Raw genomic sequence first — 21,583 nt, forward strand, 5'->3', positions numbered from 1 at the left:
CACTTGCATGCAGGAAATATCTGCATAGTTGAAAATGCTTTATGGCTAAGTGTTTTTTGAACGTTGTGGTTGAAAAGTTAGTGCAAAGAGGAAATTTATCTGCACGTGAAAGTGAAAATTAATAGGAATCTACCATCGGAGTTCCGAATATTTTTAATGGTCATTAACCTTGGTGTAATAAGATTTCTATAGAATAATTACTATTGGTTTTTTCTCTTTTCGGAAGTTGGCACGGTACTTGCAATATATTAAAGCGAGAAACAAAAATACTAGTATATTCAGGGGGAATTCATAATGACGACAAAACCAGAAATTTTATATTCCGTAAAAGCGCAAAGAGGACCAAAACTTCGCTGCAAAGGATGGAGACAAGAAGCGATTCTTCGTATGTTAGAAAACAACATGGAAAATGCAGAGAAACCTGAAGAACTAGTAATCTACGGCGGAATCGGTAAGGCAGCCCGTAACTGGGAATCCTATCATGCGATTGTCCAATCATTGAAAGATCTAGAAGACGACGAGACATTAGTGGTTCAATCTGGTATGCCGGTTGCGATCTTTAAAACCCATAAATACGCTCCGACAGTTGTCATGGCGACAACGAATATTATGAAAGCGGATTGGCCTACATTCTATGATCTGCAAGATAAGAACCTAACAATCTATGCAAACTATACTGCAGCACCTTGGGAGTATATCGGAACACAAGGCGTAATCCAAGGTACATTTGAGACATTATCAGCGATTGCTCGCCTTCACTATAACGACTCCCTCGTGGGTAAGATCCTATTGACTGCAGGTGCAGGTGGTATGGGTGGAAACCAAACACGTGCGATGACAATGCATGGTGGCGTGTGTATTCTAGTTGACTCAAATGTGGAAATTATCAATCGACGCATTGAGAAAGGTTTCATTGATGAACTAGCTCCTTCACTTGATGAAGCGATTAAAAAGGCGAAAGAATACGCTGCAGCAGGCAAACCACTTGGAATCGCAGTAGTTGGAAACGCTGCAGACATATTTGAAGAAATTTTGAAGAGTGACTTCCGTCCCGAAATTGCAACGTCTATGACGCCAGGTCATGACCCGATCTCATATCTACCTTCCGGCTACACAGTAGAAGAAGCAGAGCTGTTGCGTGATACAGACCGTGACTTGTATTTGGAAAAAGGTCGCGAAACAATGATTCGTGAATTGAAAGCGCTTATTCAGTTCATGGATGAAGGTGTTCATGCATTTGAATACGGTACAAGCCATCGTAAAGAGTGTATGGATGCAGGGATGGATAAAGAAGAGGCGAAGCGTTTGCCAGGATTCGTAGCGGAATATATTCGTCCATTGTTCTGTGAAGGCCGCGGACCTTTCCGTTGGATTTGTCTATCAGGAGAAGCAGAAGACCTTCGTAAAATTGATGATATGATTCTTGAGAAGTTTGCAGATGACTACTTGGTTACGCGTTGGATTAAACTAGCGAAAGAACATATTCCAATCGAAGCACTTCCTGCACGTATTTGTTATATGGGCTTTGGTCAGCGGAAAAAGTTTGCTTTAGAAGTAAATGACATGATTCGTCGTGGTGAATTAGCGGGTCCAGTTGCATTTTCACGTGACAACTTGGATTCAGGATCTATTGTTAACCCGACATTTGAATCAGAAAACATGAAAGACGGCAGTGACTTGATTTCTGATTGGCCGATGTTGAACGGATTATTAAATGCAGTGGGTATGTGTGATCTTATCGCAATTCAAGCAAACTACTCTATGGGTGAAGCAGTTCATACAGGTGTCACGATGGTAGCGGACGGCACAGCTGAATCCGATATGCGTCTTGAAGTTGCGATGACAGTAGACTCCGGAATTGGTGTGGTCCGCCACGCACAGGCCGGCTATGAAACGGCACGTGATGTGGCTAACGGTAAAGGAGAATTGACTGAGGAAAGTATTAAAATTCCATTATGGTGGGAGAGTAAAGCAACATTTGGACCTAAAGATTTAGTGAAAGCAGAAATGAAATAATTAGTACTAGAACCTAAGAGAAGTGGGTGGGGGATGTCAAACGCCTGTTTGACCTCCTCTGTTCTTGTTTAACTAACAAAAACACTTACTAGGGCGGGTGAGGAGAATGAACGATGTAAATGAGATGGTTGATTTGATGGATGCACATCCTATAGAGGAACAAGAAAATATTTACTCCATGCGTAATATTTTCAGCTTTTTCTTCTTCAGTTTAATTGGTATTTTCATGTTTTTTGTTCCAATAGATTTGAATGGGAAAACTTCTATACCTTTAGATCATTTTGTAACGTGGATTCGTAATACCATTCCAACATTTGTTTCATATTATATTTTGATCATTATGGTTCTTGGAGCTTCTTACCCTTTTTATTCGGGTGTTTGGCGTAGAACCAAAATGGATATGATTTTTTCTAGTCTAAAAGTTTTAGGAGCAATCACATCTTTTCTTGTTTTATTTGAAATGGGTCCTAGATGGTTATTGGCGGATGATATGGGGCCTTATTATTATTCGGTAGTATTGACGCCAATTGGTGTATTGATTCCAATTGGAGCAATCTTTTTAGCATTGTTAGTGGGCTATGGTTTGCTGGAATTTATCGGAATCCTAATGCAATCTATTATGAGACCTGTTTGGAAAACTCCTGGAAAGTCAGCGGTAGACGCTGTCGCTTCTTTTGTAGGTAGTTATTCTATCGGACTGTTGATCACGAATCGCATTTACAAAGAAGGCAAATACTCCCGTCGTGAAGCAACTATTATTGCTACTGGATTTTCTACCGTATCTGCTACATTTATGGTCGTCGTCGCTAAGACATTGAATTTAATGGAGATTTGGAATCTGTACTTTTGGCTAACATTCCTTGTCACATTTTTGGTTACTGCCATTACAGTCAGAATGTGGCCGATCAACAAAATACCTGATGATTACTATACGGGCGATGGTGCACCTGAAGTAATTATTAAAGAGAAAAGAATCCAGCATGCTTGGCAAGAGTCGATGCTAACTGCTCAAAATGCGCCAGGACTTTTTAAAAATGTCATATCGACGCTGAAGGATGGTATTCTCATGGCGATGAGTGTACTACCATCTGTTATGGCAATAGGCTTAATTGGTTTAATCTTGGCTAATCATACGCCCGTGTTCGATTATTTAGCTTATATATTCTTACCATTAACGTGGATTTTACAAATACCTGAACCATTTCTAGCTGCAAAAGCAGCAATGATCAATCTTGTGGATATGTTCTTACCATCATTAATGGTGATAGAAACTAGTCTACATACACGATTCATTGTAGGTTCTATTTCCATCTCCACTATTCTATTTTTCTCTGCGTTGATCCCGTGTATCTTATCCACAGATATCCCAATTAAAATGCGGGAGATTGTAGCTCTCTGGTTCATCAGAACGGTCTTATCATTAATTATTGTAACTCCATTAGCATTTTTATTCCTATGAAAGCGCTTTCCAGTAAAAGGCACAACATTATTTAGCAGGAGGGTTCTATTGTGACTCTAATGAATGGTAATACAAAAGTCGATTTAGTAATTCGTCATGCAGCGGAAGTTTTGACTTGCGCTGAGGAAGGAATGGCAGGTCTTGGTGTCATTAAAGATGCTTGGGTTGCGGTGAAAGACGGACGTATTGCGGGAGTAGGTTCGGAAAAAGAAGGAAGTACCACAATCAATCTGGACGATGCGAGTCAAATTGATGCTACTGGAAAGGTTGTCGCACCAGGGTTTGTTGATTCGCATACGCACCTCGTCTTCAATGGTACACGTGTAGAAGAGTACGCTGCAAAAATAGCAGGAAGTGATTTGAATAAATTAATAGAAATGGGCATAACGGCAGGACCAAACCGAACTATAGAACTGACTCGACATGCATCTGAGGAAGAGTTATTTCGACAATCAAAAAAACGAATGATGAACATGTTAGAGTACGGCATGACAACAATTGAAAGTAAAAGCGGATATGGGTTAACGACAGAAAGTGAAATTAAAATTTTGGAAGTTGGACGACGTCTGGATAAAGAAACACCTGTTGATGTATATAACACATTTTTAGGGGCACACGGATTCCCAGAAGGCATGACAAAAGAAGAGTATTTACGTGTCATTATAGAAGATATGATTCCAAAAATCGGCGAACGTAAATTGGCGGAGTTCTGCGATGCTTGGTGTGATGACGGATACTTCACGGCCGAGGAGTCCGAACAGATACTTGAAGCTGGCTTAAAATATGGTATGAAACCGAAATTGCATGCGGATGCCTACTCGTATATCGGTGGATCTGATCTTGCAGTCAAAATGAATATGGTCTCCGTCGATCATTTAAACTACACGCCGGTTGAAGTAATGGAGAAACTTGCTAAATCGAATGTAACAGGTGTGTTAATGCCAGCATTAGATTTTGCGGTAGGTCATACCAAACCTTTCGATGCACGTAAAATGCTGGATTTAGGAATGAATATTGCGCTGGCCACGGATCTTTGTCCAGCATGTTATACAGAGTCGATGCAATTTGTTATCAATTTAGCTTGCAGACTGTATAAATTCACGGTGGAAGAAGCTATCAAAGCAGCGACTTACGGTGGAGCATGCGCGTTAGATTTACATGATCGGGGCGTAATTGCTGAAGGCAAAATAGCTGATCTACAGATTTGGGCTATTCCTTCTTATGTCCATATCGCATATGAACTCGGAACCAATATTGTGGAGACTGTATTAAAAGACGGCGAAGTAGTCGTAGAGCATGTAAAAGCACAGTGAGAAAAGGAGCGATGTAGAATGACAAATAAACAAGTGAAAAATAACGCAGCAGAATGTGTGGATGAAAAACGTTTACTCGACTTATTCCTTGAACTAGCAAAAATTGACGGACCTAGTGGGAAAGAACAAAAGGTAGCAGACTACTTGGTGAAGGCACTACCAGAACTAGGTTTTACTTTTGAATTCGATGAGGCGCATAAAGAATTCGGCGGACAAGTCGGCAACTTGATTGCGTATAAAGAAGGAACAGATTCATCTGTAGCACCAGTATTTTTCTCTACACATATGGATACTGTGCTTTCTACGAAAGACTTAAAGCCAGTAATTAAAGACGGTGTGATCTACTCAGATGGCACAACCATCTTAGGAGCAGATGATCGGGCAGCATTGGCCGCATACTTAGAAGGTGTTCGTGCTGTGATTGAGAGTGGAATTCCACATGGGCCGATTGAATTGGTCTTGACAGTCAATGAGCAGCCAGGTCTCGTAGGTGCGCGTCATTTAGATTACAGCAAACCGAAAAGTAAATTCGGTTACATTTTTGATAGTAGCGGAAATGTGGGTCAAACGATTTTGAAAGGTCCATATAGTAGTAGGATCTGGATGAAAGTAAAAGGAAATGCGGCGCATATTGCTCTGAATTCAGAAGAAGGGAATAATGCGTTCATTTTAGCGGCAGCTGGTTTGTTGAAGCTGAACTTAGGTGAGATCGATGATGAAACCTTAGCGAATATAGGGGTTATCGAAGGCGGAGAACTCACTTCCATTATACCGGGCGAAGTGACAGTCGCTGGTGAAGTGCGTAGTTTCTCCAAAGATAAGTTAGATAAGCAACTACAACATATGGAAGACGCCATGCGTAAAGCTGTGGAAGATCGTGGTGGCTCCGTAGACGTGAAAATCGAGAAAAAGTATAGTGGTTTCGCAATTCCGGAAGATCATATCCTAACAAAAACCGTTTTGGATGCATCGGCCAATATAAGTGTCGATCCATACCTAACCCAAACACTAGGCGGAGCTGACACAAATGTATTAAATGAAAATGGATTGACTTGCTTGACGTTAGGGAACGGTTTTCAAAATATCCATTCATTCCGAGAATGCATCAGCATAGAAAACCTAACAAATACAGGAAAATTAACCGCTGCATTAATTCAGAAGTGGTATGAAAGTCAAAAGTGATCTGATGCGAGAAATTGATTAAAAGAAGGTACTGAAATTAGATAAGAATTCAGGGGGATGAGAGTAGTGTTAATGAATCCAGTGTTCATTTCCGTATTAGTTCTAACAGTATTAAGCCTAGCTAGAGTGCATGTCATATTTGCGATATTAATGGCAGCGATAACAGCGGGACTTCTTTCCAACTTATCGTTATCAGATACAGTTTCCTTATTTCTTGGCGGAATGGGTGGTCAGTCTGAAACTGCATTAAGCTATATATTGCTGGGAATCTTTGCAGCCATGATTGCCCATTCGAGCATTACAAAATTGTTGATAGATAAATTATTGTCAGTTAAAAAAATGAGTAAATATACGTTACTTTTGATGATTGCGGGCTTGACTTGTCTGTCAGGAAATTTGATACCGGTACATATTGCCTTCATACCGATTCTCATCCCGCCTTTGTTGATTTTCTTCAACTATTTGCGTTTGGACCGACGAGCTGTCGCTTGCGCACTGACGTTCGGTTTGAAGATGCCTTATATGTTAATTCCAGCAGGTTACGGTTTGATCTTCCACGGCATAATTGTCCAGGAAATCAGTAGCAACGGGATGCCGGTCACATTATCGCAAGTACCTTTTGCAATGGCAATACCAACAGTCGGTATGTTTGTCGGTTTATTTATCGCAGTATTCATTACGTATCGTAAGCCACGTGATTATGAAACTGCAGAAGAACGCGCTAGTCAGGAACAGATATTTTCATCTACTGTTCAATTAGCGGCTACAGAGGGATCGGTTAGACACAAGCTTGACTTACGAGATATTTTAACGCTTGTTGCAATTGTTGCTGCTTTAGTCGTCCAGGTTTTGTTACACTCATTAGTGATCGGTGCGTTAGTAGGCATTATCGTGATGTTTGTTGCAAGAGTCGTCACATTGAGTGAAGGTGAAATGGTTGTCCAAGAAGGTGTGAAGCTTATGGGAGCGATTGCATTTGTCATGCTTCTTGCTTCAGGCTATGCAACTGTTTTAAAAGATACAGGTGCTGTAACCAGTCTGGTGACGGCGGTAGAAGGCTATTTCAGCTATGGTAAAGTGGCGGGAGCTGCACTTCTATTATTGATTGGTTTACTAGTGACCATGGGGATTGGAACGTCGTTCGGAACGATTCCGATACTCACTGCAGTGTTCGTTCCGATATGTATGGTTATGGGGTTCAGTCCTCTTGCGACCATTGCATTGATCGGTACAGCAGGGGCATTAGGAGACGCAGGTTCACCCGCTTCAGACAGTACGCTTGGGCCCACATCAGGATTGAACGCGGACGGTAAACATCATCATATTTGGGATACGTGTGTGCCTACATTTTTACATTATAATATTCCTTTATTTATATTCGGAATAGTGGCAGCTGTAGTTTTATAAAAAAGAATAAGAGGTGTTGGAATGAGTAAAGATGGGAAAATGATTCAATTAGACAGAAACTTTACAGATGAAGAAAAGCAGTTGATTCAATTAGACGGTGAATCACTCGATAGAAAACAAATTGAGCGTATTGCTTTTGGTAAAGTGCCAGTAGGAATTACCGATCATGCATTGCAACGTGTTCGAGAAAGTCGGGAGCGTATTGAAAAACAATTACGAGATGGAAAAGTTATCTATGGTGTAAATACTGGATTTGGCAAGTTAAGTGATATTCAGATTGAAGATGAAGACATTACAAAATTGCAACTTAATCTGCTTCGTGCGGACGCTGTAGGTGTCGGTGAGCCTTTACCACAACCTGTCGTACGGGCCATGATGGTTTTACGTGCGAATGCACTAGCAAAAGGTTTTTCCGGAATTAAAGAAGACACACTACAATTATTGGTTCAGTTGATCAATAAAGGCGTTCATCCAGTCGTTCCGTGTAAAGGTTCTGTAGGTGCAAGCGGTGACTTGGCTCCATTATCGCATGTAGCGATTGTACTAATTGGTGAAGGCCGTGCAGAATTCGAGGGAGAGATATTGCCAGGCGGAGAAGCACTAAAGCGTGCGGGATTAAAACCGGTCACTTTGCAGGCAAAGGAAGGGCTTGCTTTGATCAATGGTACGCAAGCAATGACTGCAGTTGGTGTTATTGGATTAAATGAAGCGGAACGTGTAGGTCTGGCTGCGGATATGGCAGCAAGTCTAACAATGGAAGCGTTACAAGGGATCATTACAGCGTTTGATAAAGGACTTCTAGCTGTGCGACCGCATAAAGAGATGGAAGTGGTCGCCTCACGAATGCGTAACTGGCTAAAAGGCAGTAAACGTATAACTAGCCAAGGACAAATTCGTATGCAAGATGCCTATTCCATTCGTTGTATTCCGCAAGTGCACGGTGCCTCTTGGCAGTCGCTTCAATATGTCGATGATCGTTTACGTGTCGAAATGAACTCTGCCACAGATAATCCAATCATTCTTGAAAACGGCGAAATCATTTCTGGCGGTCATTTTCACGGACAGCCGATTGCACTGGCTATGGACTTCATGAAAGTTGGCGCAGCTGAATGGGCTAATATTTCAGAAAGACGAATTGAGCGATTAGTCAACCCACAACTTAGTGGACTTTCTCCATTCCTTGCTACCGATCCAGGTTTGGAATGTGGTTTGATGGTGGCGCAATACGCTGCAGCTGCACTTGTTTCGGAGAATAAGGTACTTGCCCATCCAGCGAGTGTAGACTCTATCCCGACTTCTGCTAACCAGGAAGATCATGTCAGTATGGGGACAATTGGTTCTCGACAAGCACGTGAAATTATTCATAACAGTTCCCGCGTCATCGCAATTGAACTGATTTGTGCTTCACAGGCTATTCATTTGGAGCAAGCGGAGAAAGAGCTTGCCCCAGCAACTAAAGCCTATTTAGAAAAAGTGCGTACTATTTGTCCGCCATTAGAAGCGGATCGTGATATTTCGCAGCAAATTGAAGCATTGTCTACTTTTATCTTGCGTGAGGATATTTTGGCTTGATGAAGTGACACAGTACCATTTGATGTAAAAACTATTCTATATGATGACATGCAGAGTCGTTATATAGAATGATGAATGAATCTCTATCTATAAAGTACAAAAGCGCATCGCTACTATCAGGATGTGCTTTAAAGTAAATAGATGTTTGAATCCTTCCTAAACACGTGATACAAGCACTTTTATGAGGTAATATCTAGCTATCGTAGTGGCTAGATGTTATCTTATTTTTTATGGTCAGTAAAAGTTATGGAAGAAGGTTCAATACATGAAGGATTCAATACAAGAAAAGATAAAAAATAAAGAGCTAAAAGTCGCTCCCATCATGACTGCGCTACTGATTGGTGGCTTTATCGGATTGTTTAGTGAAACCGCTTTAAATATGACGATGAATGATTTGATAAAGGAATTTGCTATTTCTGCATCTACAGCTCAGTGGTTAACTACGGGATATTTACTCGTGCTTGGTATTATCATTCCCGTTTCCGGCTTACTCATAAAACGTTTTCCGACAAGGAATCTCTTTATTACGAGCATGAGTTTTTCTATTTTAGGTGTACTAATTGCTGCCGTATCTCCAAGCTTCATCATTTTGTTAATCGGACGGATTATTCAGGCGATAGGTACTGGGTTGCTCGTGCCCTTGTTATTCCATACCGTTCTGATTCTCTTTCCACCTTGGAAAAGAGGGACTGCGATGGGATTAGTCGGTCTAGTGATGATGTTTGCACCCGCTATAGGTCCGATTTCAGCAGGATTGATTATTGATTATTTCAATTGGCATATGATATTTTGGTTGATCACACCAATTCTTGTTTTCGCATTGATATTCGGGATGATATACTTACCGAATCTATCCGCTGTTGAAAAGCAAAAAATCGATGCATACTCCATAATTCTTTCTACGATTGGTTTTGGGGGCATTGTATTTGGATTTAGCTATGCTGGAGAAAGTGAAGGATGGTCAAGTCCGATTGTGATGGCATCTTTTGCGGCAGGTTTGATGGCTCTCGTTCTCTATGCTTTTCGTCAAAGATCAATTAAAGAACCAATGCTTCATTTGGAAGTGTTTAAGCATCCAATGTTTACGTTAGGCATTATCCTAACGTTGTTTGCTAATCTAATTATATTTTCTTCCAATATTTTATTGCCACTGTTTATGCAAGCAGGACTCGGTTTATCAGCTTCTAAAGCAGGCTTATTGCTATTACCGGGGGGTATTTTTAACGGTATTACATCTATGGTCAGTGGGCGGGTTTTTGATCGATATGGTCCAAGGGGCTTGGTTATTGGTGGATTTGCAATGAGTATTGTAGCTACGTTATTTTTTGCCACGATTTCATCGACGACTAGCTTTTACTGGATCATCCTCTTCTTCATGCTCTTAATGATGAGTATGTCAATGGTGACGACACCCTCTCAAACAAATGGAATTAACTCGCTACAACTAAACCGCTATCCTGATGGAACAGCAATTGTTAACTCGACCATTCAAACGTCTGGAGCAATTGGTACAGCGATTGGGATTACTATACTAAATACGTCACAAAATACGTTCTTACGCAATATTAGTGATCCTGTCACGGCTGCACATCAAGCCCAAGCAGTCATTTCAGGTGTGCAGAATGCGTTTTTATTTGCCACTATCATATCCATTCTTGGTTTTTTATGTTCGTTATTTATCAAGCGAGTAAAGGTAGTATAGCTGGTTATGAATTTTTCGGGAATATATTTTTCGTTTTAGGAAACGAAAGCTAAAACCGCGTGAAATCAAGTTAGAAGACTTGGTTTCACACGGTTTTTTATTCCATTTGTCTAAACAGCTAGTATTTTATCGTTCGCAAGCAAAATCATCTTTATCGCGATCCATTTTAGGTTGATATGCGGGATGACTGCTTGGCACACCGTTAGGATAGGTCTTCCTTAGTTCTGTACAATTTTGAAACCATTCCGTGTTTTGGACAGGTGGTGTGGGCTTGGCTACAGGCGCAACTGGTTGTTCTGTCTTTACAGAATGGGGTGCTGGTGTCTCTTTTTGAGGTGCCGGTTCAGCAGGTTTTTCTTTTACTGCCTGCGCGTTAAAGCCTGAGTCGGTAGCATAATCTTCAACTGACCAAATACCCAACTTTTTTTCTTTCGCTATCGCTTGTGTCTTCTCGTAAGGATCCACGTATCGAGTATTTGGGGGGTAAATGTACGCTACACGAGCTAAACCTTCACTCAACAAGACTTTTTGAAGGCTTTTTCCATCTACATAAATATAGGCAAGCAAACGGTCGTATTTATCAAAACGTTCTCCTACATCGAATTCAATTTCTAGTGTACCGCTTTCTATCAGTTCTTTGTTTCTAGCTTTGGCTTCATCCCCAAACGGTTGCTTCCCCAGTCTAGGATGATTTGTTTCAGGCGTATCGATCAACAAGTATCGAACGTTTTGCTCCTTACCGTTATAAAGGATCTTAATCGTATCGCCATCTATTACTTTCACTAATTCTACTGGAATTCTCGCAGTAGTACCGCTTGTATCCGTTGAATCCTGTAGTTTTTTAGGAGTTACTGTTGAAGAATCATTTTTTTGTGGCACAACGACTGGAACGGGTTCTACTTCAGTAGCTTGGGAACTTTCTTTCTTCGGTTGTTCTACTTCTTTTTCAGGTATTTCCTTCGTCGTTTCAGCAGGTGTATCAGTAGACGTCTGTTCCACTGAATCAGCTGTCTCTATTTCAGGCTCTATCTCATCTGGCGTAATGACTACCGCCACTATGAACATCGCAACACCTACTAAAGCGAGGACGCCAAAATTTCTCTTGCGCTTTTTAAAGATCGCTTTAATAAGTAAGCCGATCACACCAATCAATATAAATAAAAAACCAAATAACGCAAAAAATACAAACATATTATCACTCTCGATTCACTTTAATAACATAACACGTGCTTCCATGAGTGAGATTACCATAGTTTTCAAGAAAGATATACGCAACTAAATACGTAGTGCTAATAGATCACAAAACGGTCATGTGAAAAAGTATTCTAGAATTCATACTTTCAACTAGACTACACGTGAACTTACGGAAGATCCATAGAAACAAATTTAAGACAGAAACGGGAGCAAACCATCACGTTAAATGTTTTCATCTATTCGATGGTGAATGGAGCTACAGATGGTAAAAAAATGATGTAAGAAATAGTTACTCATGCTGAAAATAGAATATCAATAATAAGCAAACAATAGTTGGTTTTGTTTGTTTGTTTGTTTGTTTGTTCGGTGAAACTAATGCGATTGCCGCAGAGGAATGGGGTAATTCAAATACTCGATACGATTGGTCTACAGACGCTTACAATCAAATCTTTACGATTCATCCCAAAATGGGTCGGAAAGATGTTTGCCAATATGAACTTTGAGCTTCCGGCATATGAACAGGCACAAAACCACTGCGGCCTCTATGGACTTCATAATCCAACGTCCCTTGCATAGGATATACTGCATGAAAATCACTTAGGGGGATTGAAATGAATAGAGGCGCCAATAATCAATCAACATTTGACTATATTGTTGTTGGAACGGGACCTGCGGGAGCTGCTATTGCAAGAAAACTAACCGATGATAACCAAAATTCCGTGTTAGTTTTAGAGGCGGGCGATAATAATAGTAAGGAACGGCCAATCAGAGATTCTTTGTTTGCGCCACCATTTATTCTCACTGATGACTTTTTCCCGCAATACTTTTGGCAAGGAAAAAGTGTTCCCCAGAAAAACGTAAAAGGTAGGTCGTTTGATTGGACGGGAGGGCGAACTTTGGGAGGTGGATCTTCCATTAACAATAACCAGTATGTAAGACCATCCCAGGTGAATATGAAACAATGGGAAAACCTTCTAGGTCCACTGTGGTCACCAGAACAAGAGACCTATCAATTTTCAAAACTAGAAAATTACAATGGCCAAACCCAAAATCCGAATGCCAGAGGATATAACGGGCAGTTGGATATCAGGCAGGCCCCTGCTAATCCAACTACCATGGCTGAAAAATTGGTTACAGCAATGGAAAAAGCCACTGGTCTCACAAGAATTTTAGACTATAACGATCCCAATACACCACTTGGTCCTTTTACGAGGTGGCAACTTTACCAGACTCCCTATGGTCAACGAGAAAGTGCAGATACGGCTTTTCTTTCAACGGATGTTATGACTGATAACGGTGAAGGAGTAAATGGAAGAAGATTATTAGTATCTTATAATTCAACAGTGCAGCGTGTGATTTTTGATGATGAAAGGCGGGCAATAGGTGTTGAATTTCTCAAGAAAGGAACATGTTATTACGCGTATGCTCGTAAAAAAGTCATTGTATCAGCTGGAATAAATAGCCCTCAACTATTAATGCTTTCTGGAATTGGGCCATCAGAAACACTGAATAAAGCGGGTATTCCCGTCGTTCATCATAACGCGAATGTAGGAAAGAACATGACCACCCATCCAGTTAACACTGCCACCTTTACAACGAATTCGAATGACAAAGCACTTCCGGACGCTGATCCCTATGCGCTCTATACAGGTGGAGCCTTCTTGCCGGATCCAACGCCCGGTGCTGACCCCAACCGCCGCGGTGTGCAGTTAATTGGCCAAATCGGTACTGGCGGAATGTTAAGCATCGTCATTATATTATTGGAACCAAAAAGCCAAGGATTAGTCAGAATCCAAAATGGAGATCCATTAAAGATTGTACTTGCCGATGTTGCCTTTTTGAATAAACGTTCCGATCTAGAAACCATAAAAAATATTTACAAAGTATATATTAAAAATATTGCAACGGAACTTTCAAAAATAGATGCACACTATCAACTCGTTACTCCCACACTGGAAACTATTGAGGATGATAGCAAACTTGAAAAGTACATTCAGGAAAATTTAGGTCCAACACATCATATACAAGGCACGCTACGAATGGCGCCAAGTGAAGAACATGGCGTAGTGAATGCTGCCGGGGAAGTATACGGTGTAAAGGATTTGATTGTTGCGGATGATTCTATCGCACCGTTTGTTTCGGACGGCAATACGTCGGCGCCAGCTTTTTTCATTGGCGCAAATATTGCGGAACAAATAGTGAGACAGAATGGTATGAACTCCGAATAAATACCATTGCACGAAAAATTAACAGAGCGCACAAAGTCATCAGACGTATGCACGTGAAGTATACATTTCAATAAGAAGTACCTGTGAAAACAAACATGACTGTTTAATCGTTCATAGTTGTTTTTCAATACAGGTGCTTTTTTTATCGTTTCAACTAGTATACAATTAGATAAATACCTAATTAGACAAAAAACTAAATACCTCAAGTGGAAGGAGAAACCCAATTTGAATGAAGTTTTTAAAGCTTTAAACGACGAAACGAGAAGACAAATACTTACTTCACTCAGTGAAAAAGGTTCTTTGACTGCGAGTGAAATACATGAAGAATTCGAGATGAGTAAGCCGAGCATTTCCAATCATTTAAACATCTTACGTAACGCAGGGCTCGTCAGTTCAGAGAAAAAAGGACAGTATATTTACTACACTCTCCACACAACCGTTCTCCAAGATCTTCTTGTTTGGATGATAAAACTGAATAAATAAATTAAAAACATTCTTAAGTTAGTGCTCCTATACATATGTTCAGGGTAAACTTCATCTTAAAGAATACATGTGTTTGCCTTTAAAGGTGCAGGCGTAATGCTGTGCAGTCGCTATTTAGCCCTCCGCATACCACTAAAGCAAACAAAATATTGTTTTGTTTGCTTTATAAAAAACTTACGGTTGCACCAAACGCAACTCTTTAAACATTCCCAAATTTTTGTTGCGCGAGTAATTTATGATCAACTATACAACTCAATCGCATCACGAACTACGGATGCTTTAATGTGATAATGTGTGGCTTGCCATGTTGCTTTCTGATCTTTTACGATTAATACTTGTGGTGATTCATGCCTTACGTTTAAGTCAGTTTCAATCGCTTTTGAAACGGCTTGATCTGTCTGTACGACAATAAGGTAAAGTGGTAAGTCCGTAACGAGAGTATGTAATTCTTTTTTTGCCGATAGGCTACTGAAACATGTCAAACTCATTTTAAAGAGAAGGACGGATTGTTTTTTGGAACTTTCCCATACAGTCCGCCATTCCTCTATTGTTTTTATGCGTTTCAATTTAAATCCTCCATTTAATACGTTTTATATTTTATGTAGTTTAATCTATACAGTTTCACTATATACCCACGGAGGTATACAATCAATTTATATCTACAGAACTCTATAGAATCTTTTATGCAAATGCAACTTAACTCGATTGGATTCGTTTACATTATTAGTTAATTTTGGGTTAGCAGTTGACGCATAAGAATTCATAATAGTAGGAGGTCTCAATGAGGATATTTTTTGAGAAATATAAAGTACTCGTATTCTTCTTGTTTGCTTATTGGGGCGTCTGTCTGGTCATGCTTTTTAAGAGTTTGGACTTCCTCTACGTTGCGTTGTCTTGGAATGTGTTATTGGCTGTATTACCGTTATTTTTTATTAGGCAAGCGGTCACGACGGTAGGGCAGAGGAAGATCAGTTGGTCTATTTTTTGGATAGTGCTTTGGTTATTCTTCTTCCCTAATTCTGTCTATCTAGTAACGGATTTTATTCATATAGCGAATGAAAAGTTCAAATGGATGTCAAATGCAGGACCGTATGCCCCAGACGGCGCGATCGTATACAGTCATGACATCTTAATATGGATCAAGTTATTAGTGATTGCCATGGGCTTCTTTTATTCCGTAGTAGTTGGACTGGAGTCTGTCTATATTTTCGAACAGATTGTTAGAAAGAAGTATTCAAAGAAGATAGGCTACGTGAGCATTTTAAGTGTAGGGTTGCTGACTGGGATAGGCGTCTATATAGGAAGGTTTTTGCGCTTTAATAGTTGGGATATAGTTTTCAATCCATTCCAAGTGTTAAAGCAAGTAGCAGATGTAGATAGATTTGAAGTACAGTTCATTATCGCGTTCTCTGGCTTTGTTTTATTCTGCTATATGCATTATCGATCGTTTAAGGAAAAATAACCATAGCACTTGTGGAGGCAACACACATGGATGTTCAACTATTCATGTGGATTGCCAACACGAGTGTTTTTTGATTCTTAACAGCAAAGAATGTTTAGTGCACTTTCAGCAAGGGAAATTACATGGATGAGACGAGTAGTAGTTACGTCCGATCAATTCGTATGTTTCTCAATAAATGCGTGTATGTAATAAAAAGGAGTTAGATAAAAATGGATGAAAAGAATGTACAATCAATGCGTTTGAATGATGGAACGAGCCTTCCGTCCATTGGTTTCGGAACGGTAAAAGTAAAAGGGGCGCAAGGTGTGGTCAGTACGTTGACAGCGATCGAAGCGGGATACAGACTGATTGACACGTCAACAAATTATAATAATGAGGGAATGGTAGGAGAAGCGGTACGTCGATCATCTGTACCTAGAGAAGAACTGCTCATCAGTTCCAAACTCCCCGGCGCTTCACATGAGTACGAAAGAGCGATTCTGATGATTCAAGAGTCATTGTATCGTATCGGAATCGATTACTTTGATAAATACTTGATTCATTGGCCACTTCCAAAACAAGATAAATACGTAGAAGCATGGCAAGCGTTAGTCGATGCACAGAAATTCGGACTGATTAAGACGATAGGTGTATCTAATTTCTTACCGGAACACCTGGAGCGTATCATTGAAAAAACAGGTGTAACGCCTGCTACCAATCAGATTGAACGCCATCCGTATTTTACTAATAACGAACTAGTGGAATACAACAAAAGCCGCGGCATTGTAACGGAAGCATGGAGTCCTTTAGGCCGTGAATTAAACGACGTGTTAGAAAATGAAACGATTGTCTCGATTGCTAGAAAATACAATAAGGAACCAGCGCAAATTATTATTCGTTGGAACCTACAGAACGATATCTTAACGGTCGTAAAATCATCAAACTATGCCCATCAAAAAGCCAATCTTGATGTATTCGATTTTGAATTGTCCGAAGAAGATATAAGACAAATTGACTCTTTAGATAAAGGTGAAGCGGGAAGAGTAGAAGGACAGCACCCGAATGAATATGAAGAATTTGATTAAACGTATCTTTTTTAGTATTAAGTTACATTCAGTTTAATGAATACATGTAATTATTTATTTTATTGTAATTTGAATTCATATGTTAGTGTAATATCCAAACAAGTTTTATTTATATATATCAATGGCGGAGGTGATCTCAATGAAAATGAGTCACTTGCTAATTACATTAATTAGTGTTGCTCTTGTTTTTATCCTAATAAGTAGTGTGCAAGACGAAATTACCTGGCCATTATTAATGCTATTGTTAGTAGTGGGATTTGTAATAAACTTTTTTATCTCTTTATTATCACGTAAGGAAAAATGAAATTAGTCATTAATTTTACATTTTCGCTGCATTTAAATAAATAAGTATAATTATGGTTATCTCTTAGAAGTAGGGGGATTGACTTGAATGTTATTTGAGAAAAATAAGTTCAGTATATTTACGATTATTACTTGTTTAGTGATGATGGTTAGTATTGTATGGACACCACAAAATACTCAGGCTGCTAGTTTACATGTGGATGAGGTAGCTAAGATTACTTCGGAATATCTTGTATTGAATGAAAAAGATGGCACAGTGATCATCGAAAGAGAGGTAGAATTAGAATCTCGAATCGGTAAAGAATATTTTAATGAGTTAGTACAAACCTTAGAAAAACTTAATGAAGTTTTATCAAGTCCAGCAGGTGAGAAGTACAAAAAAGAAATATTCGAAGAAGCAAACTCGAATGTTGTGTCGATGGCTAAAATAAGTGGCTGTGGCGCTGCAACCCTTGCTGGTTTTGCACATACTGGAGCCTTTACTGGGCTTATGACAGTTGCAGGTGTTAGTGGTCCAGCAGGATGGGCTTTAGGTACTGTTGTTAGCGGGGTATGGCTAGCAGGGAGTGCGGCAGCTGGGTGTTTAAAATAATTTATAGATTAAATACTGAGATTAATACTCAAAAGCCCTCCAGCAATGGAAGGCTTTTGAATGTAACTTAATTAGTAAAGAGGTACATTGAAAAAGTCTGCGATTTCAGATCCTGTTATTATGATGAAAATGACTCACCAAGGTCCGCATTGTAAAGGGGTGAGGTGGGTCATTTTTTATTGTATCAACATGAAATTCAACTTTTAAAGGACAACGGCTAAAAGTATTTGTGTAATCGGACGCGTGAATGGAAAACGATATTGAGTCACAATACCGATGAGTTTTTCAGGAAGCCAACAGAGCACAAATCCTGTTTTTGAATAGCAGAACATGTATTAATAATGGACACTCTCGATCTTCAAGCATTTCATACACTTCCTATATGTTACGTTTTCTGTATATTCGTGTATACACTGTGCTTGCAGGTGAGCCAACTGTTCTTCTAACTGATGAAGGTTACGGCGTTTTACAGAGATCTGATGTATTAACTGTTCAGTTGTCATAACTCCATTCACTCCTTATTATAGATAGATTTCAGCACCCGATTTTTAAATTCTTCAGCTTTTTCTTTCAAACCATTTTCTAATGCTAGTTTTTCTTCTAAACTGTTGTCATCCGCATATTTTCTAATGTCGTGTGAAATTCGCATACTGCAAAACTTTGGCCCACACATCGAACAGAAGTGGGCGACTTTTGCCCCTTCAGCCGGCAATGTTTCATCATGGTATTCCATCGCGCGTTCAGGATCCAGACTTAAATTAAATTGATCTCTCCAACGGAATTCGAAACGGGCTTTTGATAATGCATCGTCACGTTTGTATGCGTCAGGATGGCCTTTTGCTAAATCAGCTGCATGTGCTGCAATTTTATATGTGATAACGCCTTCACGCACATCCTCTTTATTGGGTAGACCGAGATGCTCTTTAGGCGTTACATAGCACAACATCGCGGTCCCGAACCAACCAATCATAGCCGCACCAATAGCAGAAGTGATGTGGTCATAGGCAGGTGCAATATCTGTCGTCAACGGACCGAGTGTATAAAAAGGCGCTTCTTGACAAATCTCCATTTGCTTATCCATATTTTCTTTAATTAAATGCATAGGCACATGACCAGGACCTTCTACCATGACTTGGACATCATGGGACCAAGCAATTTTCGTTAATTCGCCAAGTGTTTCAAGTTCAGCGAATTGTGCTTCGTCATTGGCGTCAGCGATGGAGCCTGGACGTAACCCGTCTCCTAATGAAAAAGCAATATCGTACTGTTTCATAATTTCACATATGTCTTCAAAGTGCGTGTACAAGAAACTTTCTTTATGATGCAACATACACCACTGCGCCATAATAGAACCACCACGTGAGACAATACCCGTCACGCGATGAATCGTCATGGGAATATAACGAAGCAGAACACCAGCGTGGATTGTAAAGTAACTGACACCTTGCTCTGCTTGCTCAATCAATGTGTCACGGAATACTTCCCATGAAAGATCCTCCACTTTGCCGTTTACTTTTTCCAACGCTTGATATAACGGAACCGTTCCTACTGGGACAGGCGAGTTGCGAATGATCCATTCACGTGTTGTGTGGATGTTCTTTCCAGTTGATAAATCCATGATATTATCTGCACCCCAACGTGTAGCCCATGTCATCTTTTCCACTTCTTCAGCAATGGAGGAAGAGACCGTGGAATTTCCGATATTCGCATTGATTTTCACATGGAATTTACTTCCGATAATCATTGGTTCTGCTTCTGGGTGGTTAATATTGGACGGGATAATGGCTCGGCCTCTCGCAACTTCATCCCGTACAAGTTCAGGCGTTACATTTTCACGAATCGCAATGAACTCCATTTCAGGTGTAACGATCCCTTTACGTGCATAATGCATTTGTGTAACATTCATGCCGCTTTTTGCTCGTAATGGTTTGCGTTTCAACAAGGGAAATTCTGCGTCATGTTGCATTTGTTCCATTGAACGATACCCGTTATCTCGTGGCTTCACTTGTCTGCCTTCATATTCTTCTACGTCATTTCGTTCAACTATCCAGTTCTTCTTGATGTTTGGAAGTCCTTTTTTAATATCCACTGTGTAACCGGCTTCCGTGTATTTACCACTCGTATCATAGACACGGAAAGGTTCATTCGGTATTTCCCCTTGATCGGTTACAGTGGGGGATAACTCAATTTCGCGCATCGGTACAAGTATGTCTGGACGACTACCTTGTACATAAACTTTTCTACTTGCCGGAAAACATTCATGGATATGGATTTCTTCTTTCTTCTCTTGCATTTTGTCATCGTCTCCTTTTGAGGTGTGACATGACTCGATTCAAGTAAAGGGAATCGGCAACAAAAAAAGACCAGTTCCGTAGATAGGACCTGGTCTTCAAAACGCAAAAATACGCGTTGCAGATAAAATGAAAACTTCCCTACGCTGGTACGAGCCAGATCAGGTCCAAAGAGTCCGGAATGCGTGTATAATCATTCCATCTCAGTCCAATAACGTTGGACACCCCTAGTTATAGTATTTAATTGTGTGAACAAGAATAGTCTACCATATGCTCAGCCGTTTTAAAAGAGTTATTATACTTTTGATTTCCATACCACTCAAAAAAGCAAGTACTCATGAGAAGTGAATGTCTATGTATGACTTGTAGGATGCATAAGTAGTGATGACGTGAGATAATTAAATATGAAAAAACAAAAGAGGGAAGGATCGTTGTAATGAAGTTGTCGTCGTATAAAATATAAGCGAATGAGAAAGATGAGTGCTATGGGGATGTAAAGTCCAATTCATGAAGCTTGAGGAATCATGGTGCTTGTAGAACATTACATAGTAATTGAAGTCAGTAAAGAAATTATATTATTATGGTCAGGACATGCGTCCAGACAACTAACTAGAAATTTCATTCCAACAGAGGAGGTAACCACTATATGGCTTATGTATTACTAATTATCGGATTTGTATTATTGATAAAAGGAGCCGACTATTTTGTGGATGGCTCTTCAAATATCGCAAGACTGCTGCAAATTCCGCCTATTTTGATTGGTCTCACCATTGTAGCGCTCGGAACTAGCTCGCCAGAAGCAACGGTCAGTATTATTGCGGCGATGGGTGGGAACGCAGACGTCGCAGTAGGGAACGTAGTAGGAAGTAATATATTCAATATCACTATCGTGGTAGGGATCGCGGCATTTCTGTTTCCGTTGAAAGTACAAAGTGAGACCATTCGCAAAGAAATTCCGTTTACTTTACTGGCAGGTATAGTGATGTTGGTGTTGATGAGTGATATGGCATTACAAGGCTTCAGCAGCAATATGATCACGCGCGGTGATGGAATTATTTTCTTGCTATTCCTATCAATCTTTATGTACTATGTGATTGAACTTGGCCTTCGAAGCCGTCAAAATGCCACACTTACACAAGCCACTGATAATGTGAAGTGGGGAAAGAATATCCTTATTACACTAGTTGGGCTGGCGGCAATTATTTTCGGAGGAGATTTGGTTGTCGATAATGCTACGACAATCGCTTATTCTCTAGGCATGAGTGAAACATTGGTTGGTCTCACGATCATCGCCATCGGTACCTCTTTACCTGAA

16 protein-coding genes and 1 riboswitch are annotated in these 21,583 nt (G+C 40.1%); of the genes, 13 read left to right on the plus strand and 3 right to left on the minus strand.

What is annotated here, in order from left to right; translation table 11 throughout:
- Positions 1–294 precede the first annotated feature (294 nt).
- From hutU to CSV70_RS14315, 7 genes are all read left to right on the plus strand, one after another.
- Positions 295–2,016, plus strand: a complete 1,722-nt coding sequence (gene hutU, locus CSV70_RS14285; RefSeq protein ID WP_085130886.1) for a urocanate hydratase — start codon at positions 295–297, stop codon at positions 2,014–2,016.
- A 106-nt stretch (positions 2,017–2,122) separates the two neighbouring features.
- A complete protein-coding gene (locus CSV70_RS14290) occupies positions 2,123–3,475 on the plus strand; it encodes a YjiH family protein (RefSeq protein ID WP_233191826.1) in 1,353 nt (450 codons plus the stop codon).
- 59 nt (positions 3,476–3,534) lie between these two features.
- Positions 3,535–4,788 carry an imidazolonepropionase gene (hutI, locus tag CSV70_RS14295; RefSeq protein ID WP_099629325.1) on the plus strand — a complete coding sequence of 418 codons (1,254 nt, stop codon included), beginning with the start codon at positions 3,535–3,537 and terminating at the stop codon, positions 4,786–4,788.
- Between the two features lie 18 nt (positions 4,789–4,806).
- Positions 4,807–5,970, plus strand: coding sequence for a M20/M25/M40 family metallo-hydrolase (locus CSV70_RS14300; protein WP_099629314.1), 1,164 nt, complete (start codon positions 4,807–4,809; stop codon positions 5,968–5,970).
- Between the two features lie 57 nt (positions 5,971–6,027).
- The gene (locus tag CSV70_RS14305) at positions 6,028–7,377 is read left to right on the plus strand and encodes a Na+/H+ antiporter family protein (RefSeq protein WP_099629315.1); all 1,350 of its coding nucleotides are present in this window, start codon (positions 6,028–6,030) and stop codon (positions 7,375–7,377) included.
- A 21-nt stretch (positions 7,378–7,398) separates the two neighbouring features.
- Entirely contained in the window at positions 7,399–8,949 is a 1,551-nt protein-coding gene (gene hutH, locus CSV70_RS14310; protein WP_233191827.1) for a histidine ammonia-lyase, read from the plus strand.
- Positions 8,950–9,214: 265 nt separating this feature from the next.
- Positions 9,215–10,651 (plus strand): DHA2 family efflux MFS transporter permease subunit, encoded by a 1,437-nt coding sequence (locus CSV70_RS14315; RefSeq protein WP_099629316.1) that lies wholly within the window; start codon positions 9,215–9,217, stop codon positions 10,649–10,651.
- 126 nt (positions 10,652–10,777) lie between these two features.
- On the opposite strand, the gene CSV70_RS14320 is transcribed toward CSV70_RS14315, so the two are convergent.
- Positions 10,778–11,842: a thermonuclease family protein gene (locus tag CSV70_RS14320; RefSeq protein ID WP_233191828.1), complete on the minus strand. Its 1,065-nt coding sequence runs from the start codon at positions 11,840–11,842 to the stop codon at positions 10,778–10,780.
- 614 nt (positions 11,843–12,456) lie between these two features.
- On the opposite strand from CSV70_RS14320, the gene CSV70_RS14325 reads away from it, so the two are divergent.
- Positions 12,457–14,073, plus strand: a complete 1,617-nt coding sequence (locus CSV70_RS14325; protein ID WP_099629317.1) for a GMC family oxidoreductase — start codon at positions 12,457–12,459, stop codon at positions 14,071–14,073.
- A 225-nt stretch (positions 14,074–14,298) separates the two neighbouring features.
- Positions 14,299–14,556: an autorepressor SdpR family transcription factor gene (locus tag CSV70_RS14330; RefSeq protein ID WP_085130879.1), complete on the plus strand. Its 258-nt coding sequence runs from the start codon at positions 14,299–14,301 to the stop codon at positions 14,554–14,556.
- Between the two features lie 239 nt (positions 14,557–14,795).
- Here the strand turns inward: CSV70_RS14330 and ytxJ are convergent, their stop codons facing one another.
- The gene (gene ytxJ, locus CSV70_RS14335) at positions 14,796–15,122 is read right to left on the minus strand and encodes a bacillithiol system redox-active protein YtxJ (protein ID WP_099629318.1); all 327 of its coding nucleotides are present in this window, start codon (positions 15,120–15,122) and stop codon (positions 14,796–14,798) included.
- A gap of 215 nt (positions 15,123–15,337) precedes the next feature.
- On the opposite strand from ytxJ, the gene CSV70_RS14340 reads away from it, so the two are divergent.
- The 3 genes from CSV70_RS14340 (at position 15,338) to CSV70_RS14350 (ending at position 17,977) form a co-directional block, all read left to right on the plus strand.
- On the plus strand, positions 15,338–16,018 hold the full coding sequence (locus CSV70_RS14340; RefSeq protein ID WP_099629319.1) for a DUF1361 domain-containing protein: 681 nt from the start codon (positions 15,338–15,340) through the stop codon (positions 16,016–16,018).
- A 209-nt stretch (positions 16,019–16,227) separates the two neighbouring features.
- Complete coding sequence (locus CSV70_RS14345; RefSeq protein WP_199171630.1) at positions 16,228–17,082, plus strand: aldo/keto reductase; 855 nt, start codon at positions 16,228–16,230, stop codon at positions 17,080–17,082.
- Between the two features lie 391 nt (positions 17,083–17,473).
- Complete coding sequence (locus CSV70_RS14350; protein ID WP_099629320.1) at positions 17,474–17,977, plus strand: hypothetical protein; 504 nt, start codon at positions 17,474–17,476, stop codon at positions 17,975–17,977.
- Between the two features lie 511 nt (positions 17,978–18,488).
- On the opposite strand, the gene thiC is transcribed toward CSV70_RS14350, so the two are convergent.
- Positions 18,489–20,270 carry a phosphomethylpyrimidine synthase ThiC gene (gene thiC / locus CSV70_RS14355; protein ID WP_099629321.1) on the minus strand — a complete coding sequence of 594 codons (1,782 nt, stop codon included), beginning with the start codon at positions 20,268–20,270 and terminating at the stop codon, positions 18,489–18,491.
- A 119-nt stretch (positions 20,271–20,389) separates the two neighbouring features.
- Positions 20,390–20,507: riboswitch (TPP riboswitch) on the minus strand.
- Between the two features lie 407 nt (positions 20,508–20,914).
- On the opposite strand from thiC, the gene CSV70_RS14360 reads away from it, so the two are divergent.
- On the plus strand, positions 20,915–21,583 hold a 669-nt coding region (locus CSV70_RS14360), incomplete at its 3' end, for a sodium:calcium antiporter (protein WP_099679265.1).

The organism is Sporosarcina sp. P25 (assembly GCF_002743235.1).
Taxonomy (GTDB): domain Bacteria; phylum Bacillota; class Bacilli; order Bacillales_A; family Planococcaceae; genus Sporosarcina; species Sporosarcina ureae_B.